Consider the following 15,611-nt stretch of genomic DNA (forward strand, 5'->3'; position numbering starts at 1 on the left):
ATGCGTCGTGTCGTCGTAACGGGAATGGGAGCGGTCAGCCCGCTCGGTGCCAACGTCCAGAGCTCTTGGACCCGCCTGTTGGCGGGCAGGTCCGGGATCCGTCGTCTTCCTGACGAGATCGTCGGCGATTTGCCCGCCAAGGTCGGAGGTGTTGTCCCCTCTGTGGCAGAGGATGCCGACGCTGGTTTCGATCCTGACAGCGTCTTGCCACCAAAGGATCAGCGCAAGGTGGACCGCTTCATCCTCTTCGCACTGGCAGCGGCAGACGAGGCCCTCGCACAGGCCCGGTGGAAACCTGTCTCGGAAGAGGATCGCCTCAGAACGGCAACGATCATCGCTTCCGGGATCGGCGGCTTTCCAGCGATCACAGACGCGGTACGAATCGTCGACCAGAAGGGGCCGCGACGCCTTTCGCCCTTCACCATTCCATCGTTTCTGGTCAACCTAGCGGCAGGTCAGGTTTCCATCCGGCATGGTCTAAAGGGGCCGCTCGGCGCTCCGGTGACAGCATGTGCGGCCGGCGTCCAGGCAATCGGCGACGCGGCCCGGATGATCCGGGCGAACGAGGCGGACATTGCCGTCTGCGGTGGGACGGAAGCGTGCATGAACACTGTCAGCCTCGGAGGCTTCGCAGCCGCTCGGGCCCTGTCAACCGGGTTCAACGACACTCCTGCCCTCGCCTCCAGGCCGTTCGACATGATGCGCGACGGCTTCGTGATGGGTGAAGGTGCGGGCGTCCTTGTGATCGAATCCCTGAGCCACGCTCTGGCTCGTGGGGCGAAACCGTTGGCCGAACTGGTGGGCTACGGAACAACGGCGGATGCCTATCATGTGACGTCCGGTCCTGAAGACGGATCAGGCGCGGCGAGAGCCATGCAAATCGCGATCAGGCAGGGGGGGATTGCCGCACATGAGATCCAGCATCTCAATGCGCACGCCACGTCGACCCCGCTTGGCGATCGAGGGGAAATCGAGGCGATTAAGACGGTGTTCGGTTCGACTGCAGGGATCGCGGTCAGCGGCACGAAATCCGCGACCGGGCATCTTCTTGGCGCCGCAGGTGGACTGGAAGCTATCTTCACGATCCTGGCTCTCAGAGACCAGGTCGCACCGCCAACGTTGAACCTGAACGCGCCCGATCCTGCAGGCGACGGAATCGACTTTGTCGCAAACAAGTCCCGGCCGGTTCAGATGGACTATGCAATTACCAACGGATTTGGGTTCGGGGGTGTGAACGCGAGCGCTCTTTTCCGGCGCTGGAGCGAATGACCTGCCTGAACAACACAGGTCCAGAAGATGAAGCTGCGGCAGAGCTCCTAAGCAGAAGCTTGATATTCTGAGCATTTAGCAGACGATGCCGTTGCGAGTGCCAAGATTGAAACCGAATGGGATAGTAGTGATGCCTTCGCTTGAGATGACCGGCTGGAAGCCCAAGATTGCAGTAATCGGCGTTGGTGGAGGCGGTGGCAACGCGGTCAACAGCATGATCGCACGAAACCTGTCCGGTGCGGAGTTCATTGCCGTGAACACCGATGCACAAGCGCTTGCGATGTCTAAAGCCCACCACATTGTCCAGCTTGGCGTGACAGTCACCGAGGGGCTGGGTGCAGGCTCGCTGCCGGAACTCGGCCGGGCTGCGGCCGAGGAATCGATCGATCAGATCATGACGCATCTGAGCGATACTCATATGTGTTTCCTGACCGCCGGAATGGGAGGTGGTACAGGAACCGGCGCGGCACCGTTGATTGCGCATACAGCGCGCAAGGCCGGCATTCTCACTGTCGCGGTCGTCACGGAGCCGTTCAGCTTCGAGGGAACGCACCGGGCTCGCCAGGCCAGACAAGGCATCGAACAACTGGTCCATGCGGCGGATACCGTTATTGTCGTTCCGAACCAGAGCCTGTTCCGGCTTTCGGGTCCCCACACGACGCTCGAAGAGGCCTTCGCGATGGCCGACTCGATTCTTTATTCGGGGGTCATGTCGATCGTGGAACTGATCACGAAGGAAGGCCTGATCAATCTCGATTTTGCTGACGTCCGGTCCGTGATGCAGGAGATGGGACCAGCCGTCATGGCCACAGGCGAGGCCTCAGGGCCAGGTCGCGCGGCCGACGCGGCGAAGGCGGCTGTAGAAAACCCTCTGTTTGGGGAGGCGACCCTGAAAGGTGCGAAAGGCATTCTGGTGTCGATCGCGGCCGGCCGAGAACTGACCTTGTTCGAAGTCGATGAGGCAGCGAGTTGCATTCGTGATCAGGTCGATGCGGATGCCGAGATCACCCTGGGTGCCACATTCGATGAATCTCTCGGCGAAAAGCTGAAGGTTTCGATCATAGCGACCGGCCTCAGGCGGTCGGCGGATGTGGTTGTCTTGGGGGAACGCGTACAGAAACACATCCCTGTCCACGCTCTCAGATGACGCGGCGCCGAAAAGTCGCACGGCCAAGTCGGCGAACATCAATAACATCAATGCATAAACCTTTCGATCTGGCGTCGCGGGGCGAATTTCATGCGAGTGGCTCGATCATATATGTTTAGATGTTATATGACATCTAAATATTGACTTAGATTTCCTTTTCCTTCTAAATGGGTGCGAACGAACTTGCAGGGAATGCCATGGGCCGAGTCACAAGCAATGCGCCAACCAGTGATCGCAGAAGCCTTCTCGCCGGCCCCATCATCCCGGCAATTATGCGTCTCTCGATACCGACGGTGCTCGTGCTCGTGGTGCAAACATCCGTTGGTGTAGCGGAGACCTATTTCGTCAGCTTTTTGGGTACCGATGCTGTCGCTGGTGTAACCCTGGTGTTCCCTGTGCTGATGCTCATGCAGATGATGTCGAACGGTGGAATTGGAGGCGGAACTGCCGCAGCCGTCGCTCGAGCGATAGGCGCCGGCCGGCGGGACGACGCCGATGCACTGGTGTGGCATTCGGTCGTGATTGCATGGGTGTTTGGGATCTTGTTCACGACGCTGGCATTCTCGCTCGGATCAGTGCTCTATCGGTCGATGGGGGGCGAGGGCGACGCATTAAACGCTGCGTTGACTTACTCGGCGGTCGTATTTTCAGGCGCAGTTCCGATCTGGGTCACGGCACTGCTGTCATCCGCGCTGCGCGGCGCAGGCAACCCGAAGGTCCCGGCGATTGTCATCATTTCTGGAACGTTTATTCTTCTTCCTCTTTCTCCAGCGCTCATTTTCGGTTGGGGGCCATTTCCAAACATGGGGGTGGCCGGCGGCGGCGTTGCAGTGGTCGTGTATTATCTCATTGCGGCATTGGCTCTGGTCTCGTATTTGCGATCCGGCCGTAGCACCCTGAGATTAAGGATCGTGCGCCTGGAGCGGCGCCTGTTCAGTGAGATCCTGGGCGTGGGCCTTCTATCTGCGATCGGAACCATCCAGGTCAATCTCTCCGTCGTTTTCGTCACGGCAGCCGTCGGCCATTTCGGGATCGACGCCTTGGCAGGCTACGGCATCGCCTCGCGGCTGGACTACCTCCAGATACCGGTCATTTTCGGCGTCGGGACCGCTATCGTTACCATGGTGGGGCTCAATATCGGAGCGGGTCAGGTGGAACGCGCCCGCAGGGTCGCATGGCTTGGCGCTGCTTTGGCTTTCGGGTTCTCAGCCGTTGTAGGAATCGTGGCGACCGCTTGGCCATGGGTGTGGATGCGGCTGTTCACTGGCTCGGTCGAGGTCGTGGCTCAGGGCAGTCTCTATCTGACGACGGTCGCACCCTTCTATCCGGTTGTCGCCTTTGGGTTAGCACTCTACTTCGCCAGTCAAGGCGCAAAGCGAGTGCTGCTTCCCGTTCTCGCAGGGACTATGCGTATGGTCATTGCCGCGTTCATAGGATGGGCCACGGTCGAATGGATGGGTGCTGACCTTCCAACGTTGTACGCTATCGTGGCGCTATCGGCCATCATCTATGGAATCCTGTCGACCATAGCTGTGTATTGGCCGAAATGGGAGAAAGTCGAGCTACAGGGGGGCCGCGATCGAGAATTCCGATACGCGACGGATGGGACATCCAAAAATACGTCTCGCATAGCCGGCTAGCCTGGATGATGGATTTGAATAGCTTCCGCCATTGGTCTGAATTTAAATGGCGGGATAATATAGATGTTGAAGCAACGAGTTTCGCTTCATCCAGCCGTCTTCGTTTTCGTACTTTTGAATTCAAACCATTCGCATCAGGCTGTATGTCTTTGACCTTCGGAGCATTCACATGAACAATAGCGCAGATGTCACGCCACCATGCGCTGGTGCGAATGCCCAGAGCATGTTTGACACACTGGCCGAGGTTGCTCGGCTCGAAGCCACACCCACCAATACGCTCACAGGTTTTAGCTGGACTGCTGATGGTTGGTCTAATGGAACGATGACATCTGCCAGGTTCGAATGTAATGGAGAGCTGAAATGTCGGCCGACATCGGATGCTCCGGCATGGCTTGCGGTGTATGTGCCCCGTCACGGCATCTGCGGAATAGGGCGACGTGATATCCAGGCGATAGCGTCGCCTGGCCAGATACTCGTTGGACACAATCATGAGGTGGACCACTTCCTTGTCGGTGGCGCCTTTCACAGATCAGAGAAGTTTTTTCTGGACTGGAGCGTGATCTCCAAGGCATTCGTCGATTTTTTCGACGCTCCCTTGAGCGGATCTCTGGATCTGGCACCCGTGGTCGACGACTTGAGCCACACGGGTCCGCTGTTCAAGAATTTAACTGAGACGTTGATCTGTGGCATGCGTGAAGACGGGGGCTTGCGACAGTCTCCGTTGGCAATGGCTAGCCTGACCGAAGCGTTCGCTCATTTGCTGGTTGGCTCGGTGCGCCATCGCTATCCTGGACGTTTTGACCAGCAAAGGATCACGCCAGCGCCGTGGCATGTTCGACGCGCTATAGATTTCATGCAGGAAAATATCAGTACCCCGATCACAATTTCGACGGTCGCACAATCGATCAATGTATCCGTTCGTGCCCTAGAAAATGGATTTCGAAATTTCAAAGGTGAGACACCGGCAAACTACTTAAGAATGCTGCGAGTGCAGGCCGTCAGACAAGACCTTCTGGACGCTTCTAACCGCCAATCCGTCAAGACCATCTGTCTCAAGTGGGGTTTCTTCCACCCAGGCCGCTTTTCCGCATTCTACAAGTCCGTTTACGGGGAAACCCCGCAGCAAACGAAGATGCGGCAGACTCGTTAGTCGCCTTTCTCAAGGGAGAAGCCGCGGACGACTGGCGTCCGCGATTGGTTCAGCTGTGCTTCGAAACCACCGCCCCAGCGAACTGATGTTGCGGAAAAGCAATCCGCTCCTAGCCCCGCGCCGAAAGCGCGGCGATTGCACAATAACACTTTCTTGTGGAGACAATCGTTGGTGAGCTGTCTCGGGTTAAGTGCCACAGATCCGCACCCGTGCAAGTTCATCTTGAATGACCGCAAGTTTAGCGAAGACCTCCTGAATTTGGTCCCGGGCGCTTTCCATAGCCTCCGTTTTCAGTCTTATCTCGACCTCGATCGATTTTGAACGATCCCCGGGTTTGCTGACAGGGAGGATGATAAGATTGCCCATCAAAAATCCTCCCATTGCTGCGCGGCTGAGACCGCCGAACCCCTAGCACCGCCGAACGCTGATGAAATCTTCCGGATCATGGCGACGGGAGCAGAAGGTCGCGGCTCGGATCCAGGCCCTGCCAGATGGATCGACGCAGCATCTGCACCATCGAAACGGAACTTTCCAAGCTGGGCCGATAGCGCCGCCGCTTCGGAAGCCAGCTTCTGTCCTGCCGCAGAAGTTTCTTCGACCATTGCAGCGTTCTGCTGAGTGAACTGGTCCATCGCATTGACGGCGTTGTTGATCTCCTTAAGGGCGGTTGACTGCTCCCTTGCGGACTCGACGATAGCGTCAACGTGTTGATTGATCTCCTGCACTTCCAAAACGATTTCCGAGAGAGCGTTGCCTGTCTCGTCGACAAGCGCCACGCCGGAGCGGACCTGCTCGGCAGATGTGTGGATCAGCTGCTTGATCTCCTTGGCCGCAGTCGCTGAGCGCTGCGCCAGTTCTCGGACCTCTTGGGCGACAACGGCAAACCCTTTACCAGCCTCGCCCGCACGTGCTGCTTCAACACCGGCATTGAGTGCCAAGAGATTGGTCTGAAATGCAATTTCGTCGATGACGCTGATAATGTTGTTGATTTCGCTGGACGAGCTTTCGATCTGTCCCATGGCGAGGACCGCACGCTTGACCACGTCGCCGGACCGCTCGGCATTCTCCCGCGTCTTGGCGACAACGGTACGAGCTTCTTCCGCACGCGCGGTCGAGCCGTTGACCGTCGCCGTGATCTGATCGAGTGCGGCGGCGGTTTCTTCAAGCGATGCCGCCTGTTGCTCGGTGCGGCGAGCCAGATCGCTCGTTGCTGTGCTAATTTCAGCAGCGCCAGCGTCGATCGAGAACGCATTGCCGCCGACGGCCTTCAGGGTCGATTGCAGTTTGTCGGCGGAATTGTTGAAGTTCACACGCAGCCTGTCCAAGGCAGGGCCGAATGCTCGAGTAAGGCGGAAAGCGAGATTGCCGTCGGCCATGGCCTCCAGCGCCTGAGCGAGTCGTGCGACCGCATCATTGGTTTCTGCCACCACCGCCTCGCGGTCCCTGGCAGTACTCTCGAGTTGTTCGCGCTCTGCCGCCGCACGGTTGGCATCACTTTCAGCCCGGCGTGCCGCCTGCTCGTTGATTGTGTCGCGGACAGCGCCGACAGCGCGTGCAAGATCACCGATTTCGTCGCTGCGAGCGTCGAGGCTAGTATCAGCTTCGTTACCTTCCCCGCTTGCCATACGGTGGAGTGCCGACCGCAGCTTGGCGATGGGCTTCGTAATTGAACGGCCCGTCAAGAGGGCTGAGGCGATCGCCAAAAGAATGGCGCCCGCGAGTGAGCCGAATGCCAATGTCTGGAAACCACTGGCGGATTGACGAACTTCTCCACCAAGCTTCTGGTTCAGAGCCTCCTGATAGTCGATGAATTTGTTGATTGCGCCTAGCCAAGCTACGAACAAAGGCCGAGCCTGTTCAAGCAGAATGGTCTTTGCCTGCGCTTTATCGCCCTTCTTCTGCAGATCGATGATTTGTGCAACCAGCGGATTGGCCTTCGCCTGAATGTCGGCGATTTCAGCAAGTATGGTCGTTTCCTCGACGGAGGCGCCAGCGGAAGAGGCTACCATGTCCGCCATCTTTTTCTCGTTAACAGCGTAGGTTTCCGCCAATTTCGCAATCAGATCGACGGCGGCCTGCAGTTCCGTAGGTGTTTCGACCAGCGTGACATCCCGGATAGCAATGGCTCGATCGTGAACGCTGCCGCGATAGTTAATGGCGAAGCGCTGCTTGACACTGTTGACGTCGTTGATCTGGCCTAGACCTTCATTAATCGCGTTGACCTGGCTTGCCGAGTATTGCGTTAGCGCCAGCATCAAGAGCAGAAGAAAACCAAAACCCATCCCCAGGCGGGTTCCGATTCCGAAGGATCCAAAATTTCGTTTCATGTAGGAGCTCCTGAAGAGAGGTAAGCGGCTTGATGATCCGCTGATTGGCACAACGCTGCCCCGAGAACTCGCCGAGTAGAGTTAAGAAGGTCTTGCATTTAACCGGACACAATTCCTTTGCTCCGCAAAACGGACACTCTGGTGAAAAGTGGATATCTATGCCGACGGCTGATAAAGTCTGGACGGTCGAATTTGACCTTGGTCAAGACAGGATTTCCGAAACCAGCAAGTCGGCTCCTGTCGTCCAAGTGTTGCGGCAGTCGCGTTGCAAAGTCGTTTCTCTCGTGTCCTTGACGGCACGGGCAACTGATCAGGAACGGCTCTGACCTTGCCTACAGGCATTTGGGCTCATCTAGGGATGCTCAACTCCTTTGTTGATCCTTTCCAGTAGTCCAGCCCAATTTCAGCAGATTCCGAAGCGCGCTCCGCGTGCTGCCGTCCGCGGTGGACGCGCCGCTCGCCCAAGCGATTGCCAGTGCTGCAAGAAAGATCTCATGGCCCGTCAAATCCTGACGAGCTCTCCCCTCGCGTTTCGCTTTGTTCAAAAATTGATCGGTGGTTTCGATTGCTTGCCGACAAGTTGGCGACAGTGGTGACCGCACCTCGGACCATGCCGCGCGGAGTGGTTCCGGCAAGCCGTTGTAGACCAGCATCCAGTCACCGAGCGCATCTATCCACCGGTCGAGCATTTGGTCAGCTTCGATGTCTTCGCTGGCGATAAGTTGGCGCTTTGTCTCCAAAGTTTGGTAGTGTGCATCAAGCAACGCGGCCAGCAGAGCATCCTTGTTCGGGAAATGCCGATACAACGTACCTGCCCCGACACCCGCATCCTTGGCAATGGCGTCCATGGAAGCGTCGACCCCCTGGCTTGCGAATGCGCGGCTCGCCGCATCCAATATCTGCGCTCTGTTATATTGCGCATCCTTGCGGGCGCTGCGTGAGGATGAAGTTGGAGACATAAAATCACTGCCCTCTTGCAAAGTGGAGACACTCTCCATATTTGTTGCGAAACGGAGAGGCTCTCCATATAGCTAGTAGCCGGCTCGTCAAACAGCAAATGCGGTCCCCGGCCAAACGCACTTTTTGCGGCAGGAGGATCCATTGTGGCCCGGCAGATGATCATAAGCATGCATTTTGGCAACGGCTACGGTTCGCAGCCCGGTGCTTGGCGTATGCCGGGTGTTGATCCCATGGGTTATACCAACTTCGACAATCAGGTGCGCTACGCTGGCGGAGCGCGGCAAATTTCAGTTCCTCTTCGTCCCCGACTTCCCGGCAATGAAGGGCGATATCGAAAACGAAGCCCCACAGATCACTATCGATCCGATGATGACGCTCGCTGCGGTCGCGCGCGGGACCAGCCGGATCGGACTGGTGGCTACAGGCTCGGCTACATTCAATGAACCCTATAATCTCGCGCGTCAGTTCAAGGCCATGACTACGAAGGCTCCACCCTGCGCGCCCATCTCGGCGTACCCCCTCAATGTGGGCTCGATCCGCGGCTTCACATCCAAATGCTGAAAGGAAGGCAAATGAATATTGGAATTATCGGTGCAGGCAATATCGGCGGGACGATCGCGAAGAAGCTCGTCGCGGCTGGACATTCTGTGAAGCTGGCGGGTTCCAAAGGGCCTGACGCCGTCCGGGACCAGGCAGAAAAGATTGGTGCAGTGCCGGCCACCGCACGGGACGCAGTAAAAGGCGTCGAAGTGATCGTTCTGTCCATTCCGTTTGCGAAAATCCCTGATGTCGCAGAGCTGTTCGCCGATGTTCCGGCCGACGTGACAATCATCGACACTTCCAACTATTACCCGCAGCGTGACGGGCAGATCGCCGAGGTCAACGCAGGCAAACCAGAGAGCATCTGGGTCAGCGAGCAACTTGGCCGGCCAGTTATCAAAGCGTTCAATGCTGTTCTGGCCTATACGCTGGGACAAAGTGGAGCAACTAAGGGGACTGCGGGTCGGATTGCAATCCCTGTTGCTGGAGACGATCAACGCGGAAAGAGCGTAGCGCAGGGTATCGTTGAAACCGCCGGCTTTGATGCACTTGATGCAGGAGATCTGGCTGATTCCTGGCGGCAGCAGCCAGGTTCACCCGCCTATTGTACCGAACTGTCGGCTCCAGATCTTCGTCATGCTCTGGCTTCTGCCGATCAGAACCGCTTGGCCCGTGATCGCGACACGGTAATGAATGGACTTATGAGGAGTGTCGAGCCGATCAGCCACGAGGCGATTGTTGCCCGCAACCGGGAGGTCACCGCTCCGCGCTGAGGCAGTGGGCGCGAGATCAGCAGCCGCTCGCCAGTCTGCAGGGGATTGTCAGCGAGTGCAAACGCTTGAGTAGTTGGCCTCGTAAACATGTGCGTCGTGATCGGCGGTTAGGTGGTCAGCCGCTCCAGCGCAATGGCGATGCCCTGTCCGCCACCGATGCAGAGCGTAACGATTCCTCGCCTCAGGTCCTCACGCTCCAGAGCGTAGAGGAGGCGCGTGATCAGCACGGCCCCGGTTGCTCCAATCGGATGTCCGTGCGCAATAGCTCCGCCATCCACATTGACAATGTCCAAGGGAAGACCGAGCTCTTTCTGAACGGCCAATGGCACGGCAGCGAAGGCTTCGTTGATCTCGATGCGCTCGATGTCTGCCAGCGACCAACCGGAGCGCTCCAGGGCGATCCTAACAGCCGGCACGGGTCCGAGGCCGAATAGGCCGGGCTCGACCCCGGCGATGCCGTACGCTGCAACGCGCGCCATGGTCTCTAGACCATGGCGCTGCGCAAAATCGGCACTTGTCACGATCATCGCCGCAGCACCGCTGTTGAGACCGGGCGCGTTGCCAGCGGTGATGGTTCCATCCTTGCGGAAGGCGGGCCGCAAATTTGAAAGTGACTCCATGGTGGTGTCCGGCCGCGGGGCTTCATCGACGGCGAAGACCGCCATACCCTTTTTTGTCGTTAGCTCAATCGGTACGATTTCCCGCACAAACTTGCCACTATCCTGGGCGGCAACGAAGCGCTGCTGCGAGCGCAGAGCAAAGTCATCTTGCTCTGTGCGAGTGAGTTGCGACGTCGCAACGAGGTCCTCCGTGTGCCAGCCGGAATGCGCCCCGGAAAAGGCGTCGACGAGACCGTCCGTGAGCATGCTGTCGAGTATCTCTGCAGCACCCATCCGGTAGCCCCAGCGTCCGCCAGTCATCAAGTATGGAGCGCGGTCCATGTTTTCCATTCCTCCAGCGACCACCGCTTCGCACTCTCCGGCGACGATCTGCTGGATGGCACTCACGACCGCCTGAGCGCCGGAACCACAGACCCTGTTCACCGTCATGGCTGGCACGCTTACAGGAAGGCCGCCTCTGATTGCAGCTTGGCGTGCCGGGTTCATTTTGTTCCCAGCCTGAATGACATTTCCCATCACCACTGAACCGATCTCTGACGGAGCCAGCGTCGATCGTCTCAAAGTTTCGGCAATCACGAGCGCACCAAGTTCCGTCGCCGGCAGTTCTTTGAGAGAGCCGTTGAAGGTGCCGATCGCGGTTCGAACGGGATTGCAGATGACGATGTCGGGTGCAGAGTGGTTAACCATCGGATTCTCCTCACAGGTTTTGGAACAGCATGCCGGGCGCTCAAAGTCCCCCGAGATTGCCCTTCTGCCGATCCTCACTACTCTTCAAAATCGAAAAGCTGTTTCGCAACGCGTCGGGCTGGATCTTGTCCCAAAGCGAAGGGAGCCCGCTTTTGCGCGCCAACTCCTCATGCCGCTCGAGCCACTGATCGATGGACTTCAATCTGTTGGGATGAATCTCATCAAGAAGCCGGTAGTCGCGTTTGATGACGTCATGTTTCCACATGTTCCAGAAGCCTGTGAAATTGTCCCTGAAACTCATGGTGCTTTTGTCTGCGGGGTCCGCATTGTAGCCAGCCGGACGATCGGCTGCGTTTTTAAGCGGCCCGCCGAAATAATCGTCGATGTCGGTGTCGATGTAGCGTGCTGGATGTCCCGTCACACGTTCGAAGGCGGCGGCCAGCTCGTCGTAGCGGACATGTTCGATGGCAACCTCAAGATTCATCCCCGTGGACCGCTCAGGGTTGTCGAAAAGCCAGCGTACGTAAAATGCGCAGTCTTCCAGTGAGACATGGACCACGGCGCCTTGGCCAAGCGGCACCCTCCATGTGACAACGCCGTCCTCGACTCTTGGCGTCATAGGAGTGAAGGGCGAAAATGCCATTTCAATGTATGGGCCGGTGGTAAATATCGCGGCACCCATCCTCGCAGTATTGTCTTGGTTTTGCGACAAAATCCACTCGGCCACGCGGCCTTTACCGTCATAATGGCCCGTTCGAAAGCGCGAGTCATATCCAGATTTTTTCAGGACATAATCGAGATTGCCGAAAACGAAGAACTTGATCCCCTCCTCCAAGGCGATCTCATAAATTCTCATTGCGAGATAAGTCTCTGTCTTTTCCCCCGTGTTGAACCCGTCAATATTGACAAAGGCCCCGTCGCACTCTCGAAGACCTCGACGAACAATATCCTCATCCGCAAAGGAGCCTTGCAAGACAGAGACATTGCCTAAATCCAGAAGTTCTTTCGCGCGATCTGACGTACGGTCACGGGTCAAAGCGAGAACATTATACTGGCCGTCGCTGACCAAGCCCTTCACGACAGACATTCCTTGGGCTCCGGTGGCCCCGATCACAAAAATCCGCTTGGTGTTGAATGACATACGAGCTTTTTCCGTTGTTTGATTACAGGTTGCGGCTATGCCGTTCGGATCAAGTCGGAAGACATCGTTAGCGCGCGCTGGAATGCTGGTCGAGCTTCAGCGCGTGCGATGTAGGCGCCAAGATTTGGAGTGTCCTGCAGGACGTCACTTCCACGCAGCGGACGCAGCACCGACACCATCAACAGATCTCCCCCACTGAACTCTCCATCGAGCCAATCGTGCGCATCAAGCACAGCGGACAGTTCGTGAAGCCGTTGAACCAAATAGCCCACGCTTCCGGAGTCTACGCACGGCTCAACCGTATTCAATGCCGCGAACATCCACATGACGGCGCGAGACCTGGCATTTTGATCCGGCGGTAGCAGGCCGGAATAGGATTGGGCGATATGATGGACAATCGCCCCGGACTCGAAAAGTACCAGATCCCCCTGCTCATATGTCGGCATTTGACCGAAGGGATGAAGCTTGCGGTATTCGGGACGGCGCATTTCGGAAAACGAAAGCAGGCGCAATTGATAAGGCTGGCGAACTTCTTCAAGTGCCCAACGTACGCGCATATCCCTGTGATAGCCCCGGCCGCCGTCGGGAGGGTTCTTGAAGATTGATACAGTTGGATGCATAGCCGTCATTCGGTGATGTGTGTGGTTTACAACTTGGTCCAAGCGTAAGTGGGCTGGGCCACTTTTGCCTGATCGGAAAGCGAATTTGGATTTCTATCGAAATCTATATGGAATTTAGATTACGAGTCAAATAAAACGTGTGGCGGGATGTGTGGGAAATTGATCCCTTGGCGAACCGGACTCCCACCGCGTTGAGTTCAACTGTGGCTGACGTCAGTTGAAGCTGTAACGGTCAGAGGCGGCTAAAATAGCGGTTCGATGAAATGATATGGTCGATATTATCTTTCGTAGTCTGGCGGTTGTGAGCCGATTGCGCCCTTCGCCGCCGCCAGGTCCGAAGTCGATCGCGTTGGTGGCGTCAACAACTGTCTCGCAGTCGGTCGCCCCAGGAAGTTCAGGAATGGTCGTATACATCACGGCTAAGATGATCGTGTCAGCCTCCAGCGCCTCGTCGAAATCGACCGCGCGAATATGCGGGTAACGCTGGTCCGGAGGCGATGCCGCACCGTGGCCGTTTGCTTTACCCGTTGCCCAGCGAGGTTATTTGCGACCTGCAAAGCTCGCTTTCGGTTCAGTTGCCGTGAAAAACGGGTGAACGACCTTCCGCTTGCGCGGTCCGGCCTTCGATGAAGTCGTTCGTTCGATAGAGTGCCGCATACTGCACGCCGAGCCTCGAGAACGCTTCGGCATCACCCGAATCGACGGCCAGGTGCGCTGAAGCGAGGGTCGTTGCCACACCGAGTGGCGCACATGCTGCAATCTTGACGGCAATCTCAATCGCGCGATCAAGGGCACCTTGAGGTGTATCGAGGATCTCCTGCAGGACGCCCATCCGGTAAGCGTCTTCGGCGGTCCAATGATCTCCGGTGAGCATGTATCGCATTGCGTTGCCCCAGCCGGCGTCGCGCACGAAGCGCACGGTCGAACCGCCGCCCGGAAACCGACCATGCGCGTTTTCATCTTGACCGAAGTTGGTGCCGACCGCAGCGACCCGGACATCGGCCGAGAGAAACAATTCGTGGCCCAAGTTCCAGGTATCGCCGTGAACGGAGGCAATCAGCGGCTTCTTGCGCTGTAGTGTGCCGTAGTTGAGTGGATTGATCACATCAGTCAGGCCAGCGAGTGGCCCCCCTTTGTCGGCCACAGCTCTGTACGCCTCCACGTCGATGCCGCGAGAAAACCTCTCGCCGTGGCCGAACAAGACCGCGGCCCGCAGCGACGGATCGTGATCATAGTCATAGAATGCTTTCGCCAACGCCTGAAAAGTTTCCGGATCGACGCGATTTTCTGCGTCCGGACGATTCAGGCCGAACAACACCACCTGGTCGCGGCGTTCGATGGTCAATTTGGTGTTTGGCCCAAAGTCCACCTCCGCTAGGGTCGTGACTTGTGTCGTCGGAACGGCCGAAGTCGGTTGTGCGAGTTGAGCCTGCTGGGCCTGCTCCGCAGCGAAGGTGTAGGAGGCCGCTGCGGTCACGGGAGCCACCGCAGCTATCGTTGCGGCCGCCTTGATGAGGTCGCGTCGTGCTATGGCCGCCGGTTCATTCTTCATTAGTCGGTACTCCGAATTTTGGGCCGTACGGCCCCCATGTTGTGGTCAGGTGTTAGGTGCCTGCCGCCGGACGCAGCCAGGTGAAACGGCACAGTGAATGGTGCGCAGAGAAACAGAGCTAGGAGCGGTAAAGTCTGGAAAGACAGCAATCGACATCTCGTAGTCTCATCAGACGAAACCGGGGGCGCCTTCACGTCGCCCACCGGACAATGCCATTACTGACTCAATCTGGCCTTGTTGCGCCAGGCTTACCTCAGTCAGTCAAGAAATGTGTCGACTTGCGAGACGAAGAGAGTCTCGTGCTGAAACAGGGACCCGTGCCCGGAGTCCGGGTAGAGGCTAAGTTGGGCGTTCGGAATGCGCTGAAACAGCGTAACGGATTCGAGCGTCGGTGCGATGCTGTCATCGCTACCGTTTACGATCAGCACAGGCTGCTTAATTTGCGCAAGCTGCTCGGTATTCTCCGGCATGCTGCCCCAGGTAACGAGGGCTTTCGCCTGCGCGCCCATCGTCTGCTCAGACACAGGAGCTTCGGGATCAACTGAGTGATTGTTGATGTTCTTCAGATATTCGTCGGCTTCTGCCTTCCCCGATTCGGTATCGGTAAAGAACAGCAGGGCACGGAGAGGACGTCCGGTCTCGCCGCTGGTTTTGATTGCGGTCGAAATCACATCGGGAAGCCGCCTGAACCCTGCCGAACCTTGCGGCGCCGAACCTACCAAGACGGCCTTCCTGATCAAGGATGGTCTTTCTATCAGAAGTTGTTGAACTATGGAGCCTCCGAGAGAGAAGCCGAGTGCATCGACCTGCTGCAACTTTAGAGCCTCGATAAGCTGCGCGGCGATCGCAGCCATATCTGCCACATTGTCCGGGGACTGGCCTCCAGATGCTCCGACGCCAGCATTGTCGAATATCACGAGTTCCCGGCCTTTCGCCAGACCTTCGATAGTTCGTTGGTCCCAATCATCCATGGTGCCGGTAAAATGCTGGAAGAGAACAAGCGGTGGCTTGGAGCCTCGGTCGCCGATCGTTCGATAGGCGTAACGCGTGCCGCCGATCTCGACATATTTGTTTTCCGTCGTTGTGTAGTCAGAGGCTGCAACTGGCTGGGCCGATGCGACGTTGCCGATAACGGCCGCCGAAAGAAGCATCGTGGACAGTACTAAGCGCTTGATCATTTCACAC

Annotated in this window: 14 protein-coding genes; 6 read left to right on the forward strand and 8 right to left on the reverse strand. The window is 57.4% G+C overall.

Features of this window, described 5'->3' with window-relative positions; genetic code table 11:
* The 4 genes from fabF (at position 1) to ATY78_RS11610 (ending at position 5,206) form a co-directional block, all read left to right on the forward strand.
* Positions 1 to 1,269, forward strand: a complete 1,269-nt coding sequence (gene fabF, locus ATY78_RS11595; RefSeq protein WP_088682472.1) for a beta-ketoacyl-ACP synthase II — start codon at positions 1 to 3, stop codon at positions 1,267 to 1,269.
* A 130-nt stretch (positions 1,270 to 1,399) separates the two neighbouring features.
* On the forward strand, positions 1,400 to 2,416 hold the full coding sequence (ftsZ, locus tag ATY78_RS11600) for a cell division protein FtsZ (protein ID WP_088682473.1): 1,017 nt from the start codon (positions 1,400 to 1,402) through the stop codon (positions 2,414 to 2,416).
* Positions 2,417 to 2,613: 197 nt separating this feature from the next.
* Positions 2,614 to 4,056, forward strand: a complete 1,443-nt coding sequence (locus tag ATY78_RS11605; protein WP_088682474.1) for an MATE family efflux transporter — start codon at positions 2,614 to 2,616, stop codon at positions 4,054 to 4,056.
* A 169-nt stretch (positions 4,057 to 4,225) separates the two neighbouring features.
* Entirely contained in the window at positions 4,226 to 5,206 is a 981-nt protein-coding gene (locus ATY78_RS11610; protein WP_088682475.1) for an AraC family transcriptional regulator, read from the forward strand.
* Positions 5,207 to 5,392: 186 nt separating this feature from the next.
* On the opposite strand, the gene ATY78_RS11615 is transcribed toward ATY78_RS11610, so the two are convergent.
* From ATY78_RS11615 to ATY78_RS11625, 3 genes are all read right to left on the reverse strand, one after another.
* Positions 5,393 to 5,572 (reverse strand): hypothetical protein, encoded by a 180-nt coding sequence (locus tag ATY78_RS11615; protein ID WP_088682476.1) that lies wholly within the window; start codon positions 5,570 to 5,572, stop codon positions 5,393 to 5,395.
* Positions 5,572 to 7,533 (reverse strand): methyl-accepting chemotaxis protein, encoded by a 1,962-nt coding sequence (locus ATY78_RS11620; RefSeq protein WP_088682477.1) that lies wholly within the window; start codon positions 7,531 to 7,533, stop codon positions 5,572 to 5,574. Before ATY78_RS11620 ends, ATY78_RS11615 begins: the two co-directional genes overlap by 1 nt.
* Before the next feature lie 362 nt (positions 7,534 to 7,895).
* Complete coding sequence (locus tag ATY78_RS11625) at positions 7,896 to 8,513, reverse strand: TetR/AcrR family transcriptional regulator (protein ID WP_245313552.1); 618 nt, start codon at positions 8,511 to 8,513, stop codon at positions 7,896 to 7,898.
* Positions 8,514 to 8,712: 199 nt separating this feature from the next.
* Between ATY78_RS11625 and ATY78_RS11630 the strand changes: the two genes are divergently transcribed.
* The gene (locus tag ATY78_RS11630) at positions 8,713 to 9,054 is read left to right on the forward strand and encodes an LLM class flavin-dependent oxidoreductase (protein ID WP_245313570.1); all 342 of its coding nucleotides are present in this window, start codon (positions 8,713 to 8,715) and stop codon (positions 9,052 to 9,054) included.
* Between the two features lie 11 nt (positions 9,055 to 9,065).
* Positions 9,066 to 9,806 carry an NAD(P)-binding domain-containing protein gene (locus tag ATY78_RS11635; RefSeq protein WP_088682478.1) on the forward strand — a complete coding sequence of 247 codons (741 nt, stop codon included), beginning with the start codon at positions 9,066 to 9,068 and terminating at the stop codon, positions 9,804 to 9,806.
* A gap of 107 nt (positions 9,807 to 9,913) precedes the next feature.
* Here the strand turns inward: ATY78_RS11635 and ATY78_RS11640 are convergent, their stop codons facing one another.
* From ATY78_RS11640 to ATY78_RS11660, 5 genes are all read right to left on the reverse strand, one after another.
* Positions 9,914 to 11,113, reverse strand: a complete 1,200-nt coding sequence (locus ATY78_RS11640; RefSeq protein WP_088682479.1) for an acetyl-CoA C-acetyltransferase — start codon at positions 11,111 to 11,113, stop codon at positions 9,914 to 9,916.
* 40 nt (positions 11,114 to 11,153) lie between these two features.
* Positions 11,154 to 12,254: an NmrA family NAD(P)-binding protein gene (locus tag ATY78_RS11645; protein ID WP_088682480.1), complete on the reverse strand. Its 1,101-nt coding sequence runs from the start codon at positions 12,252 to 12,254 to the stop codon at positions 11,154 to 11,156.
* A gap of 35 nt (positions 12,255 to 12,289) precedes the next feature.
* A complete protein-coding gene (locus ATY78_RS11650) occupies positions 12,290 to 12,874 on the reverse strand; it encodes a glutathione S-transferase family protein (protein ID WP_088682481.1) in 585 nt (194 codons plus the stop codon).
* A gap of 571 nt (positions 12,875 to 13,445) precedes the next feature.
* Entirely contained in the window at positions 13,446 to 14,426 is a 981-nt protein-coding gene (locus ATY78_RS11655; RefSeq protein WP_088682482.1) for an enoyl-CoA hydratase-related protein, read from the reverse strand.
* A gap of 257 nt (positions 14,427 to 14,683) precedes the next feature.
* On the reverse strand, positions 14,684 to 15,604 hold the full coding sequence (locus ATY78_RS11660; RefSeq protein ID WP_088682483.1) for an alpha/beta hydrolase: 921 nt from the start codon (positions 15,602 to 15,604) through the stop codon (positions 14,684 to 14,686).
* Between the last annotated feature and the right edge of the window lie 7 nt (positions 15,605 to 15,611).

The organism is Rhizobium sp. R635, assembly GCF_002211285.1.
In the GTDB taxonomy this organism is placed as follows: Bacteria; Pseudomonadota; Alphaproteobacteria; order Rhizobiales; family Rhizobiaceae; genus Rhizobium.